This is a genomic window from Roseibium sp., from assembly GCF_965232425.1.
Lineage (GTDB): Bacteria > Pseudomonadota > Alphaproteobacteria > Rhizobiales > Stappiaceae > Roseibium.
The window spans coordinates 2,700,249-2,723,678 of the sequence record NZ_OZ246971.1; the positions used below are offsets into that span (position 1 = coordinate 2,700,249).

General features: G+C 60.6%; 29 protein-coding genes. 12 read left to right on the forward strand and 17 right to left on the reverse strand.

Going from position 1 to position 23,430, the window contains the following annotated elements; translation table 11 throughout:
* Positions 1–19: 19 nt before the first annotated feature.
* The 3 genes from ACO08A_RS12345 (at position 20) to thpR (ending at position 2,470) form a co-directional block, all read left to right on the forward strand.
* Positions 20–616 (forward strand): arylesterase, encoded by a 597-nt coding sequence (locus tag ACO08A_RS12345; RefSeq protein WP_422041750.1) that lies wholly within the window; start codon positions 20–22, stop codon positions 614–616.
* A gap of 70 nt (positions 617–686) precedes the next feature.
* Positions 687–1,739: an aldo/keto reductase gene (locus ACO08A_RS12350; protein WP_422041335.1), complete on the forward strand. Its 1,053-nt coding sequence runs from the start codon at positions 687–689 to the stop codon at positions 1,737–1,739.
* Between the two features lie 194 nt (positions 1,740–1,933).
* A complete protein-coding gene (gene thpR / locus ACO08A_RS12355) occupies positions 1,934–2,470 on the forward strand; it encodes an RNA 2',3'-cyclic phosphodiesterase (protein ID WP_319384570.1) in 537 nt (178 codons plus the stop codon).
* On the opposite strand, the gene ACO08A_RS12360 is transcribed toward thpR, so the two are convergent.
* Positions 2,452–3,639: a glycosyltransferase family 4 protein gene (locus ACO08A_RS12360; protein ID WP_422041336.1), complete on the reverse strand. Its 1,188-nt coding sequence runs from the start codon at positions 3,637–3,639 to the stop codon at positions 2,452–2,454. The two genes, thpR and ACO08A_RS12360, sit on opposite strands and share 19 nt — an antisense overlap.
* An 84-nt stretch (positions 3,640–3,723) precedes the next feature.
* On the opposite strand from ACO08A_RS12360, the gene ACO08A_RS12365 reads away from it, so the two are divergent.
* Positions 3,724–4,515: an alpha/beta hydrolase gene (locus ACO08A_RS12365; protein ID WP_422041337.1), complete on the forward strand. Its 792-nt coding sequence runs from the start codon at positions 3,724–3,726 to the stop codon at positions 4,513–4,515.
* Here ACO08A_RS12365 and ACO08A_RS12370 read toward each other — a convergent pair.
* Positions 4,504–5,145: a DNA-3-methyladenine glycosylase family protein gene (locus tag ACO08A_RS12370; protein WP_422041338.1), complete on the reverse strand. Its 642-nt coding sequence runs from the start codon at positions 5,143–5,145 to the stop codon at positions 4,504–4,506. The genes ACO08A_RS12365 and ACO08A_RS12370 overlap by 12 nt on opposite strands.
* 112 nt (positions 5,146–5,257) lie before the next feature.
* On the opposite strand from ACO08A_RS12370, the gene gluQRS reads away from it, so the two are divergent.
* Positions 5,258–6,142, forward strand: a complete 885-nt coding sequence (gene gluQRS, locus ACO08A_RS12375; protein ID WP_422041339.1) for a tRNA glutamyl-Q(34) synthetase GluQRS — start codon at positions 5,258–5,260, stop codon at positions 6,140–6,142.
* Between the two features lie 9 nt (positions 6,143–6,151).
* On the opposite strand, the gene ACO08A_RS12380 is transcribed toward gluQRS, so the two are convergent.
* Positions 6,152–7,123 carry an AEC family transporter gene (locus ACO08A_RS12380; protein ID WP_422041340.1) on the reverse strand — a complete coding sequence of 324 codons (972 nt, stop codon included), beginning with the start codon at positions 7,121–7,123 and terminating at the stop codon, positions 6,152–6,154.
* Between the two features lie 193 nt (positions 7,124–7,316).
* Between ACO08A_RS12380 and ACO08A_RS12385 the strand changes: the two genes are divergently transcribed.
* Positions 7,317–8,462 (forward strand): hybrid sensor histidine kinase/response regulator, encoded by a 1,146-nt coding sequence (locus ACO08A_RS12385; RefSeq protein WP_422041341.1) that lies wholly within the window; start codon positions 7,317–7,319, stop codon positions 8,460–8,462.
* Positions 8,463–8,518: 56 nt separating this feature from the next.
* Here ACO08A_RS12385 and ACO08A_RS12390 read toward each other — a convergent pair whose 3' ends face one another.
* On the reverse strand, positions 8,519–9,157 hold the full coding sequence (locus ACO08A_RS12390; protein WP_422041751.1) for a 2-hydroxychromene-2-carboxylate isomerase: 639 nt from the start codon (positions 9,155–9,157) through the stop codon (positions 8,519–8,521).
* Between the two features lie 164 nt (positions 9,158–9,321).
* Between ACO08A_RS12390 and ACO08A_RS12395 the strand changes: the two genes are divergently transcribed.
* A complete protein-coding gene (locus ACO08A_RS12395) occupies positions 9,322–10,179 on the forward strand; it encodes a phosphatase PAP2 family protein (RefSeq protein WP_422041342.1) in 858 nt (285 codons plus the stop codon).
* 24 nt (positions 10,180–10,203) lie between these two features.
* On the opposite strand, the gene ACO08A_RS12400 is transcribed toward ACO08A_RS12395, so the two are convergent.
* Together ACO08A_RS12400 and ACO08A_RS12405 are read right to left on the reverse strand one after the other, a co-directional pair.
* Positions 10,204–10,494 carry a hypothetical protein gene (locus ACO08A_RS12400; RefSeq protein ID WP_422041343.1) on the reverse strand — a complete coding sequence of 97 codons (291 nt, stop codon included), beginning with the start codon at positions 10,492–10,494 and terminating at the stop codon, positions 10,204–10,206.
* Between the two features lie 102 nt (positions 10,495–10,596).
* Positions 10,597–11,046: a low molecular weight protein-tyrosine-phosphatase gene (locus ACO08A_RS12405; RefSeq protein ID WP_422041344.1), complete on the reverse strand. Its 450-nt coding sequence runs from the start codon at positions 11,044–11,046 to the stop codon at positions 10,597–10,599.
* 80 nt (positions 11,047–11,126) lie between these two features.
* Here ACO08A_RS12405 and ACO08A_RS12410 point away from each other — a divergent pair, with 80 nt between their 5' ends.
* Positions 11,127–11,423 (forward strand): 4a-hydroxytetrahydrobiopterin dehydratase, encoded by a 297-nt coding sequence (locus ACO08A_RS12410; protein ID WP_422041345.1) that lies wholly within the window; start codon positions 11,127–11,129, stop codon positions 11,421–11,423.
* A 12-nt stretch (positions 11,424–11,435) separates the two neighbouring features.
* On the opposite strand, the gene ACO08A_RS12415 is transcribed toward ACO08A_RS12410, so the two are convergent.
* Positions 11,436–11,663, reverse strand: a complete 228-nt coding sequence (locus ACO08A_RS12415; protein ID WP_422041346.1) for a sulfurtransferase TusA family protein — start codon at positions 11,661–11,663, stop codon at positions 11,436–11,438.
* Positions 11,664–11,867: 204 nt separating this feature from the next.
* On the opposite strand from ACO08A_RS12415, the gene ACO08A_RS12420 reads away from it, so the two are divergent.
* The 4 genes from ACO08A_RS12420 to ACO08A_RS12435 all read left to right on the forward strand — a co-directional run bounded on the left by ACO08A_RS12420 (position 11,868) and on the right by ACO08A_RS12435 (position 15,439).
* Positions 11,868–12,677, forward strand: coding sequence for a substrate-binding periplasmic protein (locus ACO08A_RS12420; RefSeq protein ID WP_422041347.1), 810 nt, complete (start codon positions 11,868–11,870; stop codon positions 12,675–12,677).
* A gap of 71 nt (positions 12,678–12,748) precedes the next feature.
* Positions 12,749–13,321 carry a DUF924 family protein gene (locus ACO08A_RS12425; RefSeq protein ID WP_422041348.1) on the forward strand — a complete coding sequence of 191 codons (573 nt, stop codon included), beginning with the start codon at positions 12,749–12,751 and terminating at the stop codon, positions 13,319–13,321.
* A gap of 430 nt (positions 13,322–13,751) precedes the next feature.
* Positions 13,752–14,090 carry a P-II family nitrogen regulator gene (locus ACO08A_RS12430; protein WP_421980174.1) on the forward strand — a complete coding sequence of 113 codons (339 nt, stop codon included), beginning with the start codon at positions 13,752–13,754 and terminating at the stop codon, positions 14,088–14,090.
* 20 nt (positions 14,091–14,110) lie between these two features.
* Positions 14,111–15,439 carry an ammonium transporter gene (locus ACO08A_RS12435; protein WP_319384556.1) on the forward strand — a complete coding sequence of 443 codons (1,329 nt, stop codon included), beginning with the start codon at positions 14,111–14,113 and terminating at the stop codon, positions 15,437–15,439.
* Positions 15,440–15,563: 124 nt separating this feature from the next.
* Here the strand turns inward: ACO08A_RS12435 and ACO08A_RS12440 are convergent, their stop codons facing one another.
* The 10 genes from ACO08A_RS12440 to ccmA form a co-directional block, all read right to left on the reverse strand.
* Positions 15,564–16,679: a methyl-accepting chemotaxis protein gene (locus tag ACO08A_RS12440; RefSeq protein ID WP_422041349.1), complete on the reverse strand. Its 1,116-nt coding sequence runs from the start codon at positions 16,677–16,679 to the stop codon at positions 15,564–15,566.
* Between the two features lie 111 nt (positions 16,680–16,790).
* Positions 16,791–17,474, reverse strand: coding sequence for an HAD family hydrolase (locus tag ACO08A_RS12445; protein WP_422041350.1), 684 nt, complete (start codon positions 17,472–17,474; stop codon positions 16,791–16,793).
* 39 nt (positions 17,475–17,513) lie between these two features.
* Complete coding sequence (locus ACO08A_RS12450; RefSeq protein ID WP_422041752.1) at positions 17,514–18,272, reverse strand: carbohydrate ABC transporter permease; 759 nt, start codon at positions 18,270–18,272, stop codon at positions 17,514–17,516.
* Positions 18,273–18,390: 118 nt separating this feature from the next.
* Positions 18,391–19,284 (reverse strand): cation diffusion facilitator family transporter, encoded by an 894-nt coding sequence (locus tag ACO08A_RS12455; RefSeq protein WP_422041351.1) that lies wholly within the window; start codon positions 19,282–19,284, stop codon positions 18,391–18,393.
* 113 nt (positions 19,285–19,397) lie between these two features.
* Positions 19,398–20,090 carry a DUF1223 domain-containing protein gene (locus ACO08A_RS12460; RefSeq protein WP_422041352.1) on the reverse strand — a complete coding sequence of 231 codons (693 nt, stop codon included), beginning with the start codon at positions 20,088–20,090 and terminating at the stop codon, positions 19,398–19,400.
* A gap of 208 nt (positions 20,091–20,298) precedes the next feature.
* A complete protein-coding gene (locus ACO08A_RS12465) occupies positions 20,299–20,925 on the reverse strand; it encodes a DsbE family thiol:disulfide interchange protein (protein WP_422041753.1) in 627 nt (208 codons plus the stop codon).
* Between the two features lie 5 nt (positions 20,926–20,930).
* Positions 20,931–21,104, reverse strand: coding sequence for a heme exporter protein CcmD (gene ccmD, locus ACO08A_RS12470; RefSeq protein WP_422041353.1), 174 nt, complete (start codon positions 21,102–21,104; stop codon positions 20,931–20,933).
* Between the two features lie 4 nt (positions 21,105–21,108).
* On the reverse strand, positions 21,109–21,873 hold the full coding sequence (locus ACO08A_RS12475; RefSeq protein ID WP_421980167.1) for a heme ABC transporter permease: 765 nt from the start codon (positions 21,871–21,873) through the stop codon (positions 21,109–21,111).
* Positions 21,874–21,974: 101 nt separating this feature from the next.
* Positions 21,975–22,646, reverse strand: coding sequence for a heme exporter protein CcmB (gene ccmB / locus ACO08A_RS12480; RefSeq protein WP_422041354.1), 672 nt, complete (start codon positions 22,644–22,646; stop codon positions 21,975–21,977).
* The gene (ccmA, locus tag ACO08A_RS12485) at positions 22,643–23,305 is read right to left on the reverse strand and encodes a heme ABC exporter ATP-binding protein CcmA (RefSeq protein WP_422041754.1); all 663 of its coding nucleotides are present in this window, start codon (positions 23,303–23,305) and stop codon (positions 22,643–22,645) included. The genes ccmB and ccmA overlap by 4 nt, the downstream gene beginning before the upstream one ends.
* Positions 23,306–23,430: the final 125 nt, after the last annotated feature.

The window sequence follows — 23,430 nt, forward strand, 5'->3', positions numbered from 1 at the left end:
CCTAATTTTCAGCGCTCTGATGTTCCTGTTTTCACCGGCAACCGTTTTTTCAGCGGACATGAAGCTTGTGGTTCTCGGCGACAGCCTGTCGGCCGGATATCAGCTGGGGCCGGAGGAAGGCTTTCCCGAACAGCTGCAAAAAGCCCTCGATGCGCGCGGATACTCGGTCGAGGTCGTGAATGCGGGCGTTTCCGGCGACACCACGTCGGGCGGTCTGTCACGGCTGGACTGGTCGGTCGGTCCGGACGCGGATGCGGTCATCCTCGAGCTGGGTGCCAATGACGCCCTTCGCGGCATACAGCCTGATCTCACGCGCAAGAACCTGGACGATATGACCCGGCGGCTGCGCGAACGCGGTGTCGAAGTGCTGCTCGCCGGCATGCTGGCGCCGCGGAACCTCGGACCCGAATATGCCGACGTCTTCGATCCGATCTATTCAGACCTTGCAAAAGCTCACGATGCCCTGCTTTATCCGTTCTTTCTCGAAGGGGTTGCCCTCAATCCGGATCTGAACCTGTCCGACGGAATGCATCCGAATGCGGACGGGGTCGCCGTCATTGTCGACAAGATCCTGCCGAAAGTGGAAGAACTTCTGGCAAGAGCCCAGTCCTCCTGAGGGGCCGTCCGGCTCCCGGCCCTCCCGACGTCCTCGGGGGGGCTCATTTCAGAACCTGAAGGAATGTCCGATGGAACAGCGCCGTCTCGGCCGCACCGACATGCATGTGAGCTCTCTTTGCCTCGGAACGATGACGTTCGGCGAACAGAACACGGAGGCCGAAGGCCACGCACAGATGGATTATGCGTTTGAGAAGGGCATCAACTTCTTCGACGCTGCGGAGCTTTATCCCATCCCGTCAAACCGGGAGACGCAGGGACGCACGGAACGCATCATCGGAACCTGGTTCGAAAAGACGGGTCACCGCGACAAGGTCGTCATGGCGACCAAGGTGGTCGGGCGGACAGTTATGGACTGGTTCCGCGAAAACGGTCAGACGGGCGAGCTGTCCCGCAGCCAGATCGAATTCGCCGTTGAGCGAAGCCTCAAGAACCTGAAGACCGATTACATCGATCTCTACCAGATCCACTGGCCGGACAGGAATGTCTCCGGCTTCGGTTCCAACCCCACGCGCTGGAAGGACGCGGAGCCGGTCGAGAACGAACACAGCATCCAGTCCACGCTCGAGGTCATGGGCGATCTGGTCAAGGCCGGGAAAGTCAGGGCTGTCGGCGTCTCCAACGAGAGTTCCTGGGGAACGATGCGCTATGTCACCGCATCGGAGCTGTACGACGTTCCCAGGATCGCCTCGATCCAGAACGCCTATTCGATGGTCAACAGGACTTTTGAAACGGGACTTGCGGAAATCGCGCGCCGCGAGGACATCGGGCTGCTGGCCTATTCGTCGCTCGCGCAAGGCTACCTGACCGGAAAATACCGCAATGGCGCTCTGCCGGCCGGTGCCCGCAAGACCCTCTTCAACAAAATGCAGCGCTATGAACACCCGCGGACATTCGAGGCGGTGGATGCCTATTTCGAACTGGCGCAGGAGGCCGGTCTCGATCCGGCCCAGATGGCGCTCGCCTTTGCGAAGTCGCGCAGTTTCATGGCGTCCGTCATCATCGGTGCGACCCGGATGGACCAGCTGGAAACCGACGTCGCGGCCGCCGACCTCGTCCTGAGCGGCGATGTGCTTGAGAAGATCGACGCCATTCACCAGGAATTCGGAAACACCGCGCCCTAGGCGTTTTGATTGCGCTCGCGCCAAAAAGAGAATCAGTTTCCGCGTGTGCTCCGAATTTTTACTTCTCAGATCTTGTTCGGCCCGGGAGCGTGAGCCGAATTCCGATTCAGCGTCAGAAGCTTAGATTTTTGTCTTGCGATTTTCATGAAGTTGATTCCTCATGGTTTTCGTCAGCGACTGCGGAGGGAGACCCCATGCCGCGCCTATTTACAGGCCTTGAGATTCCGTCCGAGACGGCTCTCATGCTTTCCATGCTCCGGGGAGGCCTCCGGGGCGCCCGCTGGATCGATCCGGAAAACTATCATCTCACGCTGCGCTTCATCGGGGATATCGATGACCGTACCGCCGATGAAGTCGTTGCGGCGCTGGATCGCGTTCGGCGCGAGCCGGTCGAAATCCGGCTGACCGGCCTCGGGTCCTTCGGAAACGGCAAGCCGCACGCCGTGTGGGCGCGGGTTGAACCGACGACACAGCTTGCGGAGCTTCAGGCCGAGCAGGAGCGGATCCTGCAGCGCATGCATCTGCCCGCGGAACGCCGGAAATACATTCCCCATGTCACGATCGCACGCTGCAAGACATCCACCAACGAGGATGTCGCCAAATGGCTCAGTGAGCGCGGCAATTTCCAGGCGCCGCCCTTCGTCGCGGGACGATTCGTTCTGTTTTCGGCCAAGTCGAGTGTGGGCGGCGGCCCCTATCTGGTTGAAGAGGCCTATCCGCTCGCGGCCTGATGCAGGACCTTTGCATAGACATCGAGGGTGCGGCTGCACATCGTTTCGACCGAGAAATTGCGGTGCACGTGGTCAAGTGCGCGCGCCTTCATCGCCTCCAGCATCCCGGGTTCCTGCGCAAGAACCGTGTTGAGCGCAACGGCAAGGGCCGTTGCGTCGTCCGGCACGACACGCCAGCCGGTGCGCTCTTCGTCCGCGACTTCGGGCGGTGCCAGGACGGTTTCCGGAACGGCGCCGTGATCGGAAACAATGACCGGTACGCCGGCAGCCTGTGCCTCGACCGCTGCTCTTCCAAATGCTTCGGGTTCAACGGAAGCGACGACCGACACGTCTGCAAGCGCAAGGGCCGCCGGGACATCGCTGCAATGGCCGACCAGCCGGACCTGGTCCTGCAATGCGTTGTCGGCGATCATTTTTTTCAGGCCTGCGACATAGCTGTCCCGGCCCTGCGCATCACCGGCCAGGATGGCGACCGGGTCCCTGTGGCCCATGTCGCGCAAGTGAGCCATGGCCGCAATCACGACCTTCTGCCCCTTCCAGCCGGTCAGGCGCGCCATGTTCAGCACGATCGGTTTTCCGGCCGGTACACCCCAGCTGTCCTTCAGGGCCTGCTGCCGCAAGGCACTCACACTGTCAGGAGCGAGGCCTTTCAGATCCGAGCCGCGCGGGATCACGGTTATCCTCTTTTGCGCAAACGGATGCCGCGCCGTGATCAGATCCGCGATGAAGCGGGAATTGGCGATCACGGCATCGCCGCGCGCCATTACCGAATTGTAGAACGATTTCAGGGCGTTCGATTGATTGTAGGTGCCGTGATAGGTGGTGACGAAGGGGACGTTCGCGGCGCGCGCGGCGCGCAGGGCCGACCAGGCAGGCGCCCGGCTTCTGGCATGCACGATATCGACGTGCCTTGCCGCGATCAGATCCTTCAGCGCACCGGCGTTCTTGAGCATCTTCACCGGGTTCTTGGACTTGACCGGCAGGACGATATGCTCTGCGCCCGCCGCTTCCAGTTCCGCAACCATCTGCCCGCCCTGGCTGACCACCAATGCCGTGCCGCCGGCTTCGACGATCGCCCGCGCGACGTCGACAGTTGTGCGTTCGGCACCGCCCGAATTGAGGTCGGGGATCACTTGCAGGACGGTCGTCCCGGGCTGGAATTGATGCAATTCTTGTCTCCGGAGAGCTTTTAAGTTCGGTTCAGCCGTGTCAAAGGGCAGGCAGAAACGTCACCAGGAAATGAGAGCCATAATATGGGTGGACAGGAACCGCAATTCATTCAGGTCGGAAAAGGCGATAAGGAACGCCAGATCGCGGTCGATGTCACCGATGGTGGTGCTCCGGCGGTGCTGTGGCTGTCCGGGTTCAAATCCGACATGACCGGCACGAAGGCGGAGGCGGTTGCCGAATTCGGCAGGCGCACCGGTCAGGCAGTCGTGCGGTTCGACTATTCCGGACACGGACGCTCAAGCGGGCGTTTCGAAGAGGCGTGTGTTTCCGACTGGCTGGAGGAGGCCGAGGCGGTGTTTGACCGGTTCTGCGGCAACGGTGCGCTTCTGATCGGCTCATCGATGGGCGGCTGGCTTGCGCTGCTGCTGGCGTTGAAACGAAGGCAGTCCGGGCTGGTCAAGGGACTTGTTCTGATCGCGCCGGCCGTCGACTTCACCGAGGAGCTGATGTGGAAACAGCGCTTCAACGATGATATCCGGTCGGCAATCCTCGACAACGGCTTCTGGGCACAGCCCTCAGACTACGGTGATGATCCCTATGTCATCACGCGCAGGCTGATCGAAGACGGTCGCAACCATTTGCTCTTCGGGCGGGACTTGCATCTCGGCGCACCGGTCACGATCCTCCAGGGCGCATTGGACCCTGACGTCCCGGCAAGCCACGCGCAAAGGCTGGTCGAGGCGCTGCCCCGGGACGATGTGACGTTCACGCTTGTTCCCGACGGAGATCACCGCTTGTCGCGCCCGCAGGATATTGCGCTTCTGCTTCGGTCGATCGAAGCCGCGCTTGCAGGCTCTCGACACTCAGACCGGTAAGGTCTCGCGGCCGTTCTTCATGACGCGGTACCACGCCCAGAACAGCCGGGCCGCGACGGCGCGGTGGGGCGCCCATTTCAGCGCAATCCCGTCGAGATCGTGCACCGCCGGTCTTTCTGCGAGGCCGAGAGCGTCCTGAACGGCGATCTGCAGGGCAAGGTCGCCGCTCGGGAAAACATCCGGATGGCCGGCACAAAAAAGCAGGAAGATATCTGCGCTCCAGCGTCCGATCCCCTTTATCTCACAAAGGGCCGCGTGTGCCTCGGCAGCCGGCTTTTCGGTGAGCCGGGCAAGATCCAGTCCGCTCTCGCAGGCGGCAGCAACAGCGCGCAGGGTCCTGATTTTCGGCCGGGAGAGACCGGCTGCAGCGAGGTCTGCGTCGGAAAAACACGCGAGCGTCTCGGGCGTCAGCGGAGATACGAGGGTGCGCACCCGTTCAAAGATTGCAGACGCGCTGGCAACGGACACCTGCTGCGCCGTTACGATCTGGGTCAGTCCGGCAAAATCGGCGGTCCGGCGGCGAAGCGGCAGAGCGCCCGTCGCCCGGGCGACGGCGGCAAGTTCCGGATGCACAGCGATCAGCGCCGTCAATCCTGCCTGAACGTCCTCGTCGGTCTCAATTGATCTCATCTGGCGGGTCTCATCTGGCGGGTCTTGTCTTGCGCGGCGTCCCGGGAGTGGTAGGTATACAGGCGGTCATGATTCATGTCCGCGTCCGCGTCAACCCGTTCCTGCCGCCTTCATGAGCAAGCCTGTCTTCCGTTTCGCCCCTTCTCCGAATGGACATCTTCATATCGGTCACGCGCTTTCCGCGCTTTTGAATGTGCGTGCAGCCGTGGCGCTGGAGGGGCGGTTCCTGGTGCGTGTCGAGGACATCGACCAGGCCCGGTGCACGCCGGAGCTTGAAGCCGGCATGTTCGAGGACCTGGCATGGCTGGGCCTGCCGCTTGACGAACCGGTCCTGCGGCAATCCGAACACTTTCCCGACTACCGTGCGGCACTCGAAAGGCTGCAGGACATGGGTCTGATCTATTCGGCATATCTCTCCAGAGCCGAAATCAAGCGCTTCGTACAGGATACCGAAGACAGCGGAAAACCCTGGCCGCGTGACCCGGACGGCGCGCCGCTCTATCCGGGCGACACCAATGTTCTCTCCGAAAGTGAACTGGGGAAACGTATGGACAGCGACGCGCCGTTCACGTTGCGCCTGGACATGGGCAAGGCGCTCGCGCGGGTCGGCGCCGGCCTCACCTGGCAGGAAGCGGGGTCAGAGGGGAAGGCCCTTTTCGGGCCCGCCGAAACGGTTCCGGCCGATGCGTCACGCTGGGGTGATGTGGTGCTGGCGCGCAAGGATACGCCGACCAGCTACCATCTCGCCGTGGTCATCGACGATGCGCGCCAGGGCATCACGGACGTTCTGCGCGGACAGGATCTCTACCAGGCAACCAGCGTCCACCGGGTTTTGCAGTGCCTGCTCGATCTGCCGGAACCCCGGTACCGGCATCACCGGCTCGTTCTCGGCCCGGACGGGCGCAAGCTCTCGAAATCGAACGATGATACGAGCCTCAAGTCGTTACGCGAAGGCGGGCTTACGCTCACGGAGCTGCGGCGACGCATCGGCCTTTGATCCGCGCCGTCAGAGCGCGCCATCGAACCAGTACGCCAAGAACGACGTCCAGAGGCTGATCGTTCCGATCGCAACGAGGGTGGTCAGTGTGATCGCGTTTGCCGACATCGCATGGCCTGTGCCGTAGCGGTTGGCGAAGATATAGGCGTTCACGCCCGTCGGACAGCCGGCGGCGAGCGTTGCGGCGGCTGTCCAGAGCGGGGGAAGCTGAAACAGGAAGGCAGCAGCCAGAAACACCACGGCCGGCATGATCAAGACCTTGATCGCGCCGAGCAGAAAGCCGGGCAGAATGTTGCCCCGCAGTCCATAATGCACGAGGCTCATGCCGAGAGAGAGCAGGGCCAGCGGAAGGGCTGTCGCGGCGATGCGGCGCAGCACGTCGTCACCGACCTCCGGTATGTCCAGACCGGTCTGACGCCAGAGCAGTGCGAAAACCACGGTGATGATGAGCGGATTGGCGCATACCTTTCGGCCGGCCTCAAGCACGAGCCTGCCGACCGGCGGCATTTCGCTGCCGCTGTCGATCGCCGCCGTGCGCTCCATGGCGATGGCCGTGATGACCGTCATGGTGGCAAGGTGAACGGAGATGATCAGCAGCAGTGGTACAAGCCCGCCATTGCCGTAGACGGCGGCGATGAGCGGCATGCCGACAAGCACGACATTGGAGTAGGAGGCCGAGATCGCCCCGATCGCGCCGGCCCTGGCCTCGCGGCGAAACACCTTGCGAATGACCAGTGTCCCAAGTGTCCAGGCAACGGCAACACCCATGAAGTAGCTTCCCCAGAGGGTCAGCGGAAATCCGCCGGACAAGTCCGCATTGATGAGCGAGCGAAAGATCAGGACCGGCACGGCGACGATGAAGACGAAGTCGCCGAGCGCTGCACCGATGGACTGGTTCAGGACGCCAAAGCGGGCGAAGCAATAGCCGATCCCGATCAGGAGAAAGACTGGGGCGACGATCAGGAAGGTCTGTGCAAGCATCCGGTTTCAGCGAGGCCTCGGGGGCGAAGAGGGTGGTCGAAAATTGCCGTTGGGAATTGCTTTTAGGGGATTGGATCGCGCGCCGCTAGCCTTCAAAATGGCACTCACAAAAGACACTGGGTCTTCCCGTTTCCTCCGAATGCTGGAACCACGGTGATCCGATTGTTCCTGCGCGCAGAAGGAACCGGGCTTCATGCCGGACCGTGATGACGAAGCTGTCAAGCTGGCATTGCTGGCACATGATCTCAGGACACCGCTTGCCGCGATGCGGCTGACCGCGGAACTGATCGGTGCCAGGCCGCTTGATGAGGACCAGTTCGACAAGCTCTCGATCCTCGTTCGATCCATCGATGCGCTGACGGCGATGACCGGTGAGCTTGTCGAGGCAGTCAGGTCCGACGATGTAACGGAAACGCCGCAGCAGGCTGTTGCTGAGATCGTGCGCGACTGTGCAGAGCTGTTTCAGATTGCGGCGGAGGAAAAAGGCCTGGTTTTCCGACTGCATATCGAGCCGGACGCATGTGACTTCGTGACATCCCATGCCGCAGAGCTGCGCCGGATCGTGACGACGCTGCTGGACAATGCCGTCAAATACACCGACCAGGGGTCGGTCGACATCGACGTGACGCAGGACGGGTTTTCCGCCGACGCCCAAAAACGCGATGAACACGAGTGTGTCCGCATTTCGGTAACGGATACCGGGTCCGGGATCGACGCGGAAGAAGAGGCAACATTGTTCCGTCCGTTTTCGCGCGGCAGGCGCGGTCTTGAAACAGTGGCGGGTTCGGGTCTCGGGCTCTGGGGAGCCGCCTGTCAATCCAGCGAACTGGGGGCGCAGCTTCGCTTGGTTCGGCCCGAGGCGGGCGGAAGCCGTTTCGAGCTTCGCATTCCTGTGCAAAGAGGCATTGCTCCAGTTCGTCGGCCTGTCCTGGACATTCCTCCCCGGGCGGAAAAGAGGACGGCACAAGCCGCTGCACATGTTCTCATCGTCGATGACAATGAAACAAATTGCCGCCTCATGTCCGCGCTTATGGAATCGTTCGGATATTCCTTCGACGTGGTTCACTCGGGCGATGACGCGCTGGGCGCAATACGATCAAAGGCATATGATGCGGTGCTTCTCGACCTTAACATGCCGGGAAAAAGCGGGGTTGAAACCGCGGGCGAGATCAAGCGCGACCCGGCGATTTCGGATCTGCCGCTGATCGCCGTGACAGCAGCGCTGGAGGCAGTCGGCGAGACGCGGCTGCACGCTGCGGGTTTCGCGGACGTCATTGCAAAACCGCTGTCGCCGGCAGACCTGTTCGCCGCGCTGGAGCGCGTGCAGGACGGCGGATGAGCCTTCGGCTGCTCCGTGATCCTGACAGGAGTTTCCGGGCAGGCGCCTGAGTGGCCTTACCCGCGCGTGGCTGTTTCCAGTGCAAGTTCCAGCCGGTCATCGCCCCAGAAGAGTTCGCCGCTTTCCAGAACGAAACTGGGTGCGCCGAAAATACCGCGCTCTTCCGCTTCCGAGACAGCTGCCCGCAATCCGATCTTGGTTTCCGAACTGGACGCCTCCTTGAGCACCTGCGTCACCGACGCGCCTGTTTCCAGCAGAAGGTTGGCCATGAGGCCTTCATCCGAAATATCCAGACCCTGGCCGAATTCGGCGACATAGACCGCACGCGTAAACGCTCCGATCCAGGATTGCTGACGGCCACCATGGGCAATCCGTGCGGCGAGCAGGCTGTGCTGGGGAAACGGTGCCGGCATGGTGAAGGGGATGCCGTATCGTTCGCATTGCCGCTCCATGTCCTGCCACATGTAGCGGCCCTTCGCGGGATGAAGGTTGAAGGGAGACGTGTCCCAACCCTGCTTCTTGAAAATGGGACCCAGCAGAAACGGACGCCAGACAATGCGGATGTTGCAGTCGCTCGCCAGAGTCTCGATGCGCATGGCTGACAGATAGCTGTAAGTGGACGCGAACTCGTACCAGAATTCCACGGCCGGCCGCAGGTCTGCCTGTTCAGAACCTATGTCGGATTTTGCATGCATACCGGTCTGGCGGCTTGTGGACACCTTGTGATACTCCCCTTGAATGCCTGCCGGTCTCCGGGGCTTGGTTGGCATCGCCGGATGCGTTAGGTCATAGCTTTGCAAGACAGGCTGCACCGCAACGACCTTGAACGCGAAACTCCGAATTGGTTCGAAAAGCAGTAATGACGCAAACCCTATCACACGAGAATAGTCCCAAGTCTCCGCTTCGCAAGATAGCCGGTTGGTGCAGGGCGCACCCGATGGTCTGCGTCACGATCTACATCGCCGCGGTTTCCGCGTTTTTTCTCGCCTTTCCGCGTGTCGATTTCCTCGTCAGCGGCCTGCTCTATTCGGAGACGGCGGGGTTCTGGGCTCAAAATGATGCCTTTTTGAGAGATGTCAGGCACCTCGGGCCGTTTCTCGTGCGCGTGATTGCGATCAGTTGCGTCGCGGTGCTTGTTCTGAAGCTCCTTGCACCCGGCCGGCCGCCGATCCTGCCGCTGAGACAGCCGCTGTTTCTGCTGACTACGCTCATCATGGGACCCGGTGTCCTGGTAAACACCATCCTGAAAGACAATTGGGGCCGTCCGCGGCCCAGGTATGTCGAGGAGTTCGGCGGTGACCTGCCGCATCAGCCGGTCTGGGTCATTTCCGATCATTGCGAGCGCAACTGTTCCTTCGTTTCGGGCGAAGCCTCTGCCGCGATTTGGCTTACCTCGGTTGCGTTTCTCGTGCCGGCAAGCTGGCGCAAGGCGACGCTCTGTTTCGTGCTGCCGCTTTGCGTGATCCTCTCGGCCAACAGGGTTGCGTTCGGCGGACACTTCTTTTCCGACACGCTGATTTCCTGGGGTGTGACGCTGCTGCTCATTCTCGCCGTCTACCATCTTCTCTACCAGAGGGTTCCGCCGCTGGTCACGGACCGGAAGCTGGATGAATGGTTCACGGTAAAGGGCCGCCGTCTCCATCGCAGTCTGCGCCGCGCCGGACGTCGTGCGAAACGTCTGCTTCACGGGATCCTGCAGCGGTTCTCGGAGCAGTGATTCCAACCGATGCGTTGTCATCGATCATGTGAGGTGCTCTGAATCCGCCTGGATCCGCTTTTTTCTCGGACGGGTTCGTTTCAGAATTCTGGCAAAACGCAACGGAGACCGGTTTTCAACCCAGGTGATCGCGTCGTTCAGGGGCGGTGTTGCGCGGCGGCGCCTTCGCAGGAGGCGTGCGGCGCTTCTGCTCGTTCCGACAATCACGATCAACCCGAGCGCAAGCAACGGCACCCCGGTCGGGATGGGCAGCCATACCGTTGCAAATCCCAGCAACAGGAGCAGGGCGGCCAGGGACCACCAGAGGATTTTCATTGCAAACGCAGCCTCACCGTCGGGTCCGTACCCTAGCGCAGGCTGTAAGAAGGATTTATGAAAGCAACCGGTCAAATGCCGCGGGAATCGAACACGGCCTTTTCAGGCAATGCCGGAGAGCAGTTTCTCGCACCCGGACCGGATCAGGCGGAACACGTCCTCAAATCCTTCCGGACCGCCAAAATAGGGATCAGGCACGTCCATCGGCGGCGCGTTCAGCAGGAGGCGGATCTCGGCGCGGGGCGTTTTGCTGATGGACGCGAGGGCGGCTAAGTTGTCGCCGTCCATGGCAACGATCACGTCGAACCGGTCGAAATCTCCCGCGGTGACGGTTCGGGCCTGCTGATGAGAGATGTCGAGCCCGTGTCTGGCGGCAATGTCAACTGATCGCGGGTCGGGTGGATTGCCGACGTGCCATGGTCCGGTGCCCGCCGAATCGATCAGGAAATCAGAGGTCCGGCCGGCCTCATCGACGAGCCCGGAAAAAATGCCCTCGGCGAGGGGGGAACGGCAAATGTTGCCAAGACAGACAAACAGAACTTTGTGGGTCACCGCACTCTCCGATATCCTCAGGACCGACATCGTGCTTTTGCATGGCGGGAATTGCAATATCATAGCGAAGGGTTGGACAGATGGTTGAACGACTGAAACCGGAAGATCGCGCCGCCGGGCTCCGGACCTTGCCGGACTGGCATCTGTGCGAAGGACGAGAGGCCATCTTCAGGTCCTTCAAGTTCAAGGACTTTTGCGAAGCTTTCGGGTTCATGGCACATGTGGCGCTGATAGCCGAAAAAATGAACCATCATCCCGAATGGTCGAACGTCTACCGAACGGTCGACATCACGCTTGCCACCCATGATGTCGGAGGGCTGAGCGAACTGGATCTTGAGCTTGCCCGTCAAATCGACAGCGTCGCGTCGCGGGAGTGATGTAACGGGGCTTCAGGTGCCCTTGGCGAGCAGGAACCTGTGACCGAACTCCGTGCGTTCGCTCGAAACGAGCGTGTGGCCGTTTTCCTGGCAGAAATGGGGGATGTCGATTTCGGCCATCGGATCGGTCGTCAGAACGATCAACCGGTCGCCGGAAGGGATCCGCGACATGGCCTTGCGCGCCTTGAGCACGGGGAGCGGGCACTTCAGACCCTTCAGATCAAGCAGGGTTTCGGACACAGTAGACCTTCTTTTTTGCTGTCGAGCGGTTTCTCGCACAATCTCCGTACAAGGCATTATCTAGTTCAAAAGACAGATGGTTTCCATTCCTTCAAGGGCCATTAATGATCGTCTGATATGAAAGTGCCAAGTGCATTTGTTCGAATCGCGCATGATCAGGGAGCGCCTGCATCTCGTTCTGATGCCGGATAGTTCGGAAGTGACATGACCTCGAAACCCTGGCTGATCTTCGCCGCCGTTGCCTGGCTCGCGCTCGGGGCGACCCCTTGTGTCTCTGCCGAGACCCAGTCGATCCGGATCGTCACGCAGAGTTTTGCACCGCTTCAATGGGACAATGACGGAACACCGGACGGCTATGTGGCGCAGTATATTTCGGCGGTGATGGAGCGGGTCAAAAAACGCATTCCGTTGAAGACCGCGTCGATCGAGTTCATGCCGTGGAAACGCGCCATGCTGACCGCTGAAAGGGTTCCCAACGTATTGCTGTTTTCACTTTCCCGCACGCCTGAGCGCGAAGGGCAGTTTCTCTGGCTTGGCGAGGTGTCACCCTATGGCCAGTATCTTTTTCGGCTCAGGTCAAACCCGAAAATTGCTGCCGATACCGTCGCTGATCTGAAGGGCGCCGGCGTGCGGATCGGCGTGCAGGACGGCGGCAACACGCATGCCTATCTCCGCGAGGCCGGTCTTGAAACTTCCGGCCAGCTGGTTCCGATAACCGACTATCGCCAGGGGATCGAAATGCTTTACCTCGGCAGGATCGATCTGCTGCCGCTCACGGGGTTTCTCGCCGAGGCCTCCGCGTGCCGGCAGGGATATGACGGCGACCAGTTGCAGCCCGTCGTCTACATAGAAGACCTGGCAAAACCGCTCTGGGCCGTCTTCAGCCGCGGCACGGACGTCCAGCTCGTCGAGGCGTTCAGGGATGAAATGGCGGCGCTGAAAGAAAGCGGCTATCTTGCAGAACAGATGCGCCGTCACCGGGAAAACTGGCAAAGCCGCGCGTGCGGTGACTAGGTTGTTCACTCGCATTAAGTTCTTGAGACTGAAATGGCATGGGATATGACGAAATCCCGTTAGGAAGAGTGATGACGAGTGGACGTGCCCAAATGCCCGAGATGACCGTTTCTCCCTTGGACGTTCTCGATTTCTGGTGGCAGGCAGGTGCGCCGAAATGGTTCGCCGGTGGTGACAAGTTCGATGGAAGCTGCCGCGACGGCTTCCGCGAAACCGTCGAAGCCGCGACCGCCGGCGCGCTGGATCACTGGGCGGATACCGCGGACGGCGCCCTCGCACTGCTCATCCTGCTCGATCAGATGACGCGCAACATCTACAGGGGGACGCCCGAGGCGTTTGCTTCCGACGCAAAGGCCGTGTCGATTGCCGAGACCGCCCTGGAAAGAGGTTTCGACCGCGCCTTCCCCAAGGACGTGCGGGTGTTCTTCTACCTTCCGTTTGAACATTCGGAAAACATGTCCCACCAGGAGCGGTCCGTTGATCTGTGCCGGCGCCTGGGAAACACGGACTTTTATCACTACGCCCTGATCCACATGGACGTGATCAGGCGTTTCGGGCGCTTTCCTCATCGCAACAAGATCCTTGGGCGTGACTCCACTCCCGCGGAGATGGCCTACCTGGACGATGGCGGTTTTTCCGCCTGAAATCAGCTTGCGGCCATGCTTCTGTCCGTTGCCCCGGCGTAGACCGGTCGGCCTTCCGGCTTCGATATCCGGTTGCCTCATTTCGATGCTTTTGCCCAGTCTTCGATCTGCCTAATTTTTCACACCTTGCCTGCAATCCGTCTATTTTTTAGTCAGAAAAATTGCCTCGAAATTCATCACGTTCAGATTTCTTAACGGGTGAATTTTCGGCAAGATCACACAAGCATCTGAAAAAATTACTTTTTTCACTTTCTCTCGCCAGTTGGCACGGTCCTTGATTAACAGACGCCGACGTTGGCCCGGCGATTGGGTCATGGTGCATGCGAGATCTGAACAGTCTTCCAGAGGGGCTTCAAACAGACACGGCACCGGGGCTGACGACCGAGTCCCTTCGACGGGAAGGGGCGAAAAAAGGGGAATGGTACGAGCAATGAAAATAGTGATGGCCATCATTAAGCCGTTCAAGCTCGACGAAGTGCGCGATGCCCTGACGGGCATCGGCATACAGGGTCTGACGGTGACCGAAGTGAAAGGCTATGGCCGCCAAAAGGGGCATACCGAAATCTACCGCGGAACAGAGTACGCGGTGAGCTTCCTGCCGAAGCTGAAAATCGAAGTCGCCGTCGATACCTCTGATGTCGAGAAGGTAATCGACGTGATCTCCGGGGCCGCCAAGACCGGCCAGATCGGAGACGGCAAAATATTCGTTCACTCGATCGATCAGGCTGTGCGCATCCGCACTGGCGAAACAGACGCCGAAGCTCTGTGATTTAGGTAAGGAAACGTATCATGAAAAAACTTGTCGCAAAGAGTGCGGCGGCGCTTGCCGTGTTGAGCCTTTCGGCTCTGCCGGTGTTCGCTCAGGATGCAGCTGAAACTCCGGCCGTGTCTCCGGAAGTTGCTTATATCTTCAACACACTTCTGTTCCTCATCGGCGGTTTCCTCGTCATGTGGATGGCTGCCGGTTTCGCAATGCTGGAAGCCGGCCTCGTGCGTTCGAAAAACGTGTCGATGCAGTGCCTGAAGAACATTTCGCTCTACTCGATCGCAGGCGTGATGTTCTGGATCACCGGCTATAACCTGATGTACACCGGCGTCGACGGCGGTTTCATCGGTTCCTTCGGTCCCTATTCCTTCGATCCGGTCGGCGGCGACGCCCTCGACACCGGTTACTCGACGGCGTCCGACTGGTTCTTCCAGATGGTCTTCGTTGCGGCAACGGCGTCGATTGTTTCCGGTACGGTGGCCGAGCGCGTGAAGCTCTGGCCGTTCCTGATCTTCACGGCTGTTCTCACCGGCATCATCTACCCGATTTCCGGTTCCTGGCAGTGGGGTGCCGGCTGGCTCTCCGAGATGGGCTTCTCCGACTTCGCCGGTTCCACGATCGTTCACTCCGTGGGCGGCTGGGCTGCTCTGGCCGGTGCCATCATTCTTGGTGCCCGTAAAGGCAAGTATGGCGCTGACGGCACCGTGCACCCGCTTCCCGGATCGTCCATGCCGCTTGCAACGCTCGGCACGTTCATCCTGTGGCTCGGTTGGTTCGGCTTCAACGGCGCGTCGCAGCTCGCAATGGGTTCCATCGGCGATGTAACGGACATCTCGCGCATCTTCGCCAACACCAACATGGCTGCTGCCTCCGGTGTGATCGTCGCGGTGATCCTGACGCAGGTTCTCTACAAGAAGGTCGACGTGACCATGGCGCTCAACGGCGCGCTTGCCGGCCTCGTCTCCATCACGGCTGAACCGCTTGCGCCGAACATGTGGGCAACGCTGTTCATCGGTGGTGTCGGTGGTGCGATCGTTGTCTTCGCCGTTCCGCTGCTCGACAAGCTGAAAATCGACGACGTTGTCGGCGCCATCCCGGTTCACTTGCTTGCAGGCATCTGGGGCACCCTCATCGTTCCGCTGTCGAACGGCGATGCTTCCTACGGCACACAGATCATCGGTATCGTGTCCTACGGCGTGTTCGCATTCGTCGCCAGCGGCATCGTCTGGTTCATCCTGAAGAGCACCATGGGTATCCGCGTCTCCGACGAAGAAGAGGCTCTTGGTCTCGACAAGGTCGAAATCGGCGTGGAAGCCTATCCGGAATTCGGAACCGGTTCTCAGCGTCTCTGAGGTTCAGAGGCGAAGAAAGAAATCTCCCAGGCGGTCTAATGGCTCGGACCGCAAACTGGAAACCCGGGGGCGACCCCGGGTTTTTTTTGTCTTCGGAACGGTGCCGCCGTTCAGGCGGAATGTCTCAGGCGGAATGCGTCAGGCGGTCAGCCACGTCCTGAACCGTCTCCGAGGCGCGCTTGGCGAGCTCGATGTTGCGGGCGGACCCCTTGATGGCGTTTTCCGTGTCCTTGCGGATCTGGTGAAGGTTGGTCGACACCTTGTCGAGCGCGGCGGTCCGGTCCGTCATCTGGCGGGAGGTCGCCTCGTTGCGGCTGGTCAGGTCGCTCAGATAGGTCTCCACCGACGAAATCTGCTCCAGACTGTCGGCGCTTTGGGTGTCGGAAAGCTGCAGCTTCTCTTTCGCGGTTTCGACCAGCTGTCGTGTTTCGGCAAGCGATCGCGTCATTTCCGCGAGGATCCTTGCAATGGATTCAACCGCTTTCTCCGTCGATCCGGCCAGAGCTTTCACCTCGCCTGCGACGACAGAAAAGCCCTTGCCGGCGTCACCGGCCCGGGCCGCTTCGATGGTGGCGTTGAGCGCGAGCAGGTTGGTCTGAGACGAGATCGACGAGATTTCCTGCGCCAGATTTTCGATATCGTTGAACTTGCTGGTCAGATCCGACGTCGCAGCGCCCAGATGCCCGACCAGCTCTGCGGCGCTGAGGCAGGTTTGCGAGATTGCGGTTATGCCCTCGCGCGCCTGCGTGATCTTGCCTCCGGCATCGGCAAGATCCTGCGTACAGCCCTGCGCTTCAAGGCCCACCGAGTGGAGATCCTTCTGGATATGCTCGGACGTTGAAATGAGGTCCGCGAGAAAGTCCGCACGTTCCTTGCTGGCAATGTTCACCGCCCTTGCATTCTGGCCGATCTCGGAAACGACGGCCCATGCTTCTTTCAGCTGTCTAATCTCCTCTTCGACGGGAAGCGGGGAGAGGGCGCCGCCCGGCGCCCTGTCCGGACAATCCGGACCGACCGGCCCGGCACCGATGGGGTCGGCGGCGGTTCGTCCCGCGTTTCCCGCCTCCTTGTTTTTCAGGGTGAGATAGGCGCTGACGAGTGAGACAATGAAGGGCACGGCCGTCGACAGGAGGGCCTGCCAGATGATGAGTTCGGCCGGCCCGAAAACGGCATCGACCTGATTGATGACGGTCAGGATCGATCCGACGATCAGAGCCGTGATCACTGCACGCTTGAACATGGGGTGTCCCTTCAGTTTACGGGATCCGAATCATGGACGCCCGCGGTCAGTATCGGAGTCTGCCGCGCCGGCCTTTCGATACCCTGAATATGTTGAATGAAGCCGCTGATGTCACGCAGGGGTGCTGCCGGACCGCAGAAGGCCGGCCAGGTCATCATGGGTGTCGACAATCCGGTGTGCGCCGGCCTGGCGCAGCTGGTCCGCGTGGCCGTGGTGACTGTGCCCGCCGCCGATGAACCCCCAGACGGTCATTCCGGCGGCAAGGCCGGCCTTAACGCCGTTGGCACTGTCTTCGATAACCAGGCAGGAATTCGGATCCGCTCCGAGTTTCTGAGCGGCGAACAGGAACAGGTCCGGAGCCGGCTTGCCGTTCGGCACCTGTTCGCCGGAATAGATGTGGGGCTCGAAATAAGCGTAAAGGCCCGTGTGCTGCAGTTTGTGGACCAGCCTTGCCAGGCGAGAGGACGAGGCGACCGCGCGCGAACCGCCATGGTTTTGGAGAAGCTGCTTGATACCGGCAATTTCCGACAGTTCGCGGTTGATGCGTTCCATGGTGGCCGCGTCGAGGTCGGCACTGAAGTTTTCCGGCAGCGGTCCCTTGCCGAGTGCCCGGTGGTCCCGGTCGAGGGTTGCCCAGAAATCCGTGCCCCCCAGACCCTGAAACCGGTCCATGTACTCGTCCAGGTCGTAGTGCAGGCCGATCCGGGCAAGGTGTTCCCGTTCCACATCAACGTAGATCAGTTCCGAATCGACCAGAACGCCGTCGCAATCAAACAGGATTGCTTCAAATGCCATGCGCGTATCGTCCTTTTCTGACTTGCGTCGGTTCTGAGCCTAGTGGGAGCCGTCAAACAGTCCCTTAACGACTTGTCGTTGAAACAAAATGACAAGAAGGCAGGGAGGCAGGATCGCAAGCACGGCCAGCATCAGGCCGGGGAGGCTGGCGCGGCCGAAAAACTGCATACCCCTCACGAGCGTGTAGGTGGCCTCCTCGGAGGTCACCATCACCGGCCAAAGATACTGGTTCCAGCCGTTCACGAACAACACAAGAAAGAGTGCCGCAGCCGTCGGTGCCGAAAGCGGCATCAGGATGTCCTTGAAGAATTTCCAGCTTCCGGCCCCGTCCAGTCGTGCCGATTCCAGGAGCACATCGGGAACGGTCAGAAGGAACTGACGAAAAAACAGGGTTCCGAGCCCCGAGGCGACAAGCGGGAAGATGAGACCTGCCTCCGTGTTCACCAGCCCCAGTTGCGCGACGACGTCATAGGTGGGCAAGAACCGGGATTCGAGCGGCAGCATCAACGTCAGAAGAAGGACGGCAAAGATGGCGCTTGCGCCCTTCACCCTGAAATAGACCAGCGTGTAGGCGGCAAGCAGGGAGACGGCCACCTTGAGCGACGCAAACCCGGCGCCCAGCACGAATGAATTCCAGAGCATGCCGGCAACGGTGATGTCTCCGGAGAACCCAGCGCTCGATGTCAGGAAGGCGGTATAGTTGGCAACAAGGGCTCCGCCCGGATCGAGGCGCGGCAGAGTCGGAGTGCCGGGGGCATGCGTGGTTGCGGCGAAGAGCATATAGACCGGCAAACACATGAGCACGGATCCTGAAATCAGGATCGTGTGATCCGCGATGGTCCGGGCTCTGCGCCTGAATGCATGTGTCAAAGGTGTTTCCAACTTCGTTCCGCCTGAGCGGTTTCCCTTTATCTGGTCATACGACCACGATACCCGAATGTTTGGCCTTGTGTTCCGGCTCGACATGAATGGTGATGCGGGCACCTGGAACACCTTCCTTGATCGCGGCTTCGATCCGGTCGCAGATGTCATGGGCCGTGTCGACCGACATGTCCCCGGGGACAACGAGATGGAAGTCGATGAAGGTGGACCTGCCGGCAATGCGCGTGCGCAGGTCATGGGCTTCCAGCGCCCCTTCTCCATGCTGGGAAATCTGTTCGCGGATCGTGCCGAGAACCTCGGCGGACGCAGCCTCATCCATCAGGCCGCCAATCGATTCCTTGACGAGTTCCCAGCCGGACCACAGCACCAGAACGCCGACGATGACCGCAAGGGCAGGGTCGAGCAGTTGCCAGCCGGTCAGCAGCACCAGGCCAACGCCCAGAAGCACGCCGACGGAGGTCACGACGTCGGTCATAAGGTGCTTTCCGTCCGCGATGAGTGCGGGTGAGCTTGATCTTCTGCCGAAGCTCATCAGAAACCGGGCCCAGGCGCCGTTGATGATCGCCGATGCCAGGTTCATTCCGATCCCGAGCGGGGAATAGTTCGGATGGTCACCGGCGGTGAAACCGATCCAGGCGGCCCGGAAAATCGAAATCGCGGCCAGCACGATCATCACGCCGACAAAGACGGCAGCAAAATACTCCGCCTTGTCATGCCCGTAGGGATGGTTCTTGTCCGCCGGCTTGGAGGCCAGCCACACGGCGGCGAGCGCAGCGATGGACGAGACGATATTGACCGACGTTTCGAGCGCATCGGAATAAAGAGCGACCGACCCGGTCAGAAGATAGGCGCCGATCTTGAGGGCCAGAACGAGGATGCCGACGAATATGCTCGCAAAAGCAACCCGAAGCCTCAAAGCCTGATCCATGCACTTCCCCGTTGCGTGAGCCGCGTCGCGGCAAAGGGGTAGCAGCTTTTACGCAGGAAACAAGATATCCGCCGCGTTAATCCTGTACTTTCCGGATCGGTGCGGACGGAGCCTCAAGCTCCGTCGCGCAGGTTCATGACCGCGGCGCCGATGATCTTGCCTGGCCCGTCGCGGTCCTCGATCTGCACGATGATCGCGCAGCGCGCATCGCCTTTCAGCATCAGTTTGGATTTGGGCATGCGGAAGGTTTCCGCGCCGCCTTCCCATACGCCGATTGGCTGGAGGTTGCGCACGATGTTCACGTAGCGGATCTTCCTACCGGCATTCTCACCCCGGCCGATGTCGATCGTCGCTTCGTCCTCGATCCTGAGGAAATAGACCGTTGCCATCTTGGCACCGGCAGGCAGTTGCCCGTCCAGATCGGCCTGAACGACCATGTCGGATATTGTCAGATCTACCTCTGCGGTGAACGGGTCGGCGCGGTCCAGGGCCGCCCGGACGTCGCGTTCGCGACTGCCGACAACATGTTCCTCGCCGTTGATGACCATCTGCGGAGTATAGACCGACCGGTCGCCGCGACGGGTGGCGTAGGCGCGCTGCCGCTGGGAATGGACCGGGCTGGCAAGGGTGTCCTTCCACCCGAGATAGTCCCAGTAATCGACCGGCATCAGAACCGTCAGGACATCGTTGTCTTCCTCAACCAGGCGTTCGGCCAGCTTGTCCGCTGGCGGACACGACGAGCAGCCCTGGCTCGTGAACAGTTCCACCACCTTTTTCGGCTGGGCGTCGGCGACGTCAATCGACAAGACCAGTCCGGCTATTCCCGCCAGAACAACAGCACACGACCGGAAAGCCCGTTGCGCTTTCCGAAATTCAAGACCCACCATTTGGCTCGTTTCCTTTTTCGGTTGCTGGTAAAATATGCAACTTGGCTTTCAATCGCGAGTCACGAGCCGGTGACATCGGAGAGATCGGGGGAAATTCGCGGAAATGTGAAATCGGCCGATCTGGCCGTTACCGGTTCTCAGCCATGATTTTACTGAGTTCCGGCAGGAAGACTTCCTGGTAGGACGCGGGGCTCAGCGGTCCGATGAACTTGTATCGGATCGTGCCTTGCCTATCGATGACGAAGGTTTCCGGCACCCCGTAGACGCCCCATTCGATGGCCGTCCTTCCGGCCGGATCCGCGCCGATGCGGCTGTAGGGATTGCCGAGACTTCCAAGGAACCGCCGGGCATTTTCCGGCTTGTCCTTGTAGTTGATGCCGAGCAGCTGAATGCCGTCGACCTTTGCCAGATCTTCCAGGAGCGGATGTTCCTGGCGGCAGGGGACGCACCAGGACGCGAACACGTTGACAACAGATACCTCGCCGAGCAGGTCGTCGCGGGAAAATCCCAGAACCGGAGCACCATCGCTTGAGATGCCTTCCACGGCGGCAAGGGAAAACTCGGGGGCGGGTTTGTCGATCAGCGCGGACGGGATCTTCTGGGGATCGTTGCCCATCAGAAGCTGGAACATGAACAATCCGGCCAGAGCCAGGAACACGACGAGAGGCAGCAGGACCAGAACCGGGAAGCCGCGTTTCCCGGCTGTGCCTTCGGAGGTCTTGTCCGGATCGAGCCCGGTTTCCGGTGCTTCCATTTCGGTCATTGTTTGCTGGTGTCCGGTCGGTTGCGTGAAATTCCCTGTTCGGCGAGCTGTCTCAGCGCACGGTCCTGGACGATCTTGTCGATCCTGACCCAGGCAACAAGGGCCACGACCGTCAGAAAGCAAAGCGCGTAGGATGCGATGATGAAACCGGAATGCGGTCCGAGATCCATGGGCTTACTCCGCAGGCTGCGCTGTCGCCGCAGCGGTTCCAGGATGTGAGGCGCTCGCCGCTCTCATGCGCAGCGCACGAACGCGGCGGCGCAGGATTTCGTTGCGCATCGCCATCAGGTGCAGCACGAAGAACAGCAGCGTGAAGGCCACCGCCATGATCAGGAGCGGCCAGAGCTGGTCCGGGTGAATGGTCGGCCCGTCAAAGCGCATGACGCTGGCGGGTTGATGAAGGGTGTTCCACCAGTCCACGGAAAACTTGATGATCGGCAGGTTGAGCGCGCCGACAAGCGTCAGCACGGCTGCGGCCTTGCCGGCCTTGATCGGGTCATCCATCGTGCGCCAAAGGGTCATGAGACCCAGATACATGATCAAGAGCACCAAGACGGATGTCAGGCGCGCATCCCAGACCCAGTAGGTTCCCCACATGGGCTTGCCCCACAAGGATCCGGTCAGCAAGGCCATGAAAGTGAAGGCGGCGCCGATCGGGGCAGCACTTTTTGCTGAAACATCCGCGAGCGGGTGTTTCCAGACCAGCGTCCCGATCGAGGAAAGCGACATGACGGTGTAGCACATCATGCATAGCCAGGCGGCCGGGACATGGATGTACATGATCCGGATGGTCTGACCCTGCTGGTAGTCTTCGGGTGCCTGGAAGCTCATGTAGAGCCCGATTGCGAAGGTGATCACGCACAGGCCGACGAGCCAGGGCAGAATGACCTGCACCAGCCTCAAGAACCGCGTCGGATTTGCATAATCCCAAAATGCCATGGTGTCTTACTTACTGCACTCTCCCGGTTCCTTCAATGCACTGCCTTGTCGCAGACGGCATTGCGCTCGATCAAGAATGAGCGATGTTCACGTCTGGCGACTCAGTCCGAGGAGAAACGCAGGGCGGCGGCCGAAGCGACGGGACCGACAACCGCTGCGATCAAAGTGAGCGCACACAGGATCAGGAACGGCGTCAGGAACGGGACCGGGTCATGAATGGCGGCATCGGCCGAGCTGACGCCGAAGATCAGAACGGGGATCGCGATGGGGATGACAAGAACGGCAAGCAGCAGGCCTCCCTTTCGCAGCGACACGGTCAAGGACGCGCCGATCGCACCGATCAGGGTGAGCGCGGGTGTTCCGACGAGCAGCGTCAGGGTGACGGCCCCCATCGACACCGGGTCGAGGTTCAAAAACACGCCGAGAAGCGGGGCCGCAACGACCAGCGGTAATCCGGTCGCGATCCAGTGGGCCAGGCATTTGACCAGCACGACGAGTTCAAGTGGGCGGCCGGACATCATCATCAGGTCGAGGGTGCCGTCCTCCCGGTCCGCCTGAAACAGCCGGTCGAGCCCGAGTAGGGTTGCCAGCAGAGCGCCGATCCAAAGGATGGCCGGACCGATGCGGGCCAGAAGATTGAGGTCCGGACCGACACCGAACGGAATGACGGTGACCACGGCCAGAAAGAACAGGACACCCACCAGCGCGCTGCCGCCGACGCGGACCGAGAGACGCAGATCGCGCCTGAACAAGGCCATCGCCCAACCGCTCATGACAGGGCATCCTCCATCGGCAACGCGGCCGGGTCGCTCGCCTTCAGGTGCAGCGTGCGGATCTGGTCGAGTGCGAGGTCGGTATGCGTTGCCGTGACGATGAGGCCGCCGTTTTCCAGATGGGCATTCATCAGGCCGAGAAGCTGCTGTTCGGACGCCTTGTCGAGCGCGGATGTCGGCTCGTCCATGAGCCAGACCGGCCGCGGCGTGATCAGAAGACGCGACAGGGACAGGCGCCGTTTCTGCCCGGCAGAAAGATAGGCTGCAGGGAGTTGCGCGGTGTGGCCGATCCCGAGGGTTTCCAATGCCTCTCGCGGCGTGCACTTTCCGCCGTTGAAGCCGCCCGGTTCGCAAGACGCGGTGAAACTCTGCCAGAAGTGGAGATTTTCCAGAACGGAGAGCGCCGGTTTGACCGCATCCTGATGGCCGAAATAGTGCGCCTGCTCTTGCGGCAGAATGTCGGGTATTCCGCCGTCCAGCTGCAATGTGCCGGACGCAAGCGGCACGAGCCCGGCCAGCGTTCTGAGCAGGGACGATTTGCCGATGCCGTTGGCACCGGTCACGACGAGGGCTTCCCCTTTTTCAACGGTAAAGGACAGATCCTGAAACACCCGGCGTCCACCGCGGTCGATCGTCAGGTTTTCGGCAACAAGCTTCAGAAGACTGCTCCGCATGAAAGGGCACGTTCGTCTTGTTAGTTCCGCGCACTGGTATCACGCAAGACATTTCGGCGACTTGTCTTGTGTCAATTGCCCGGGTTCTTTAGCGGGCACGAAAGTCCGCT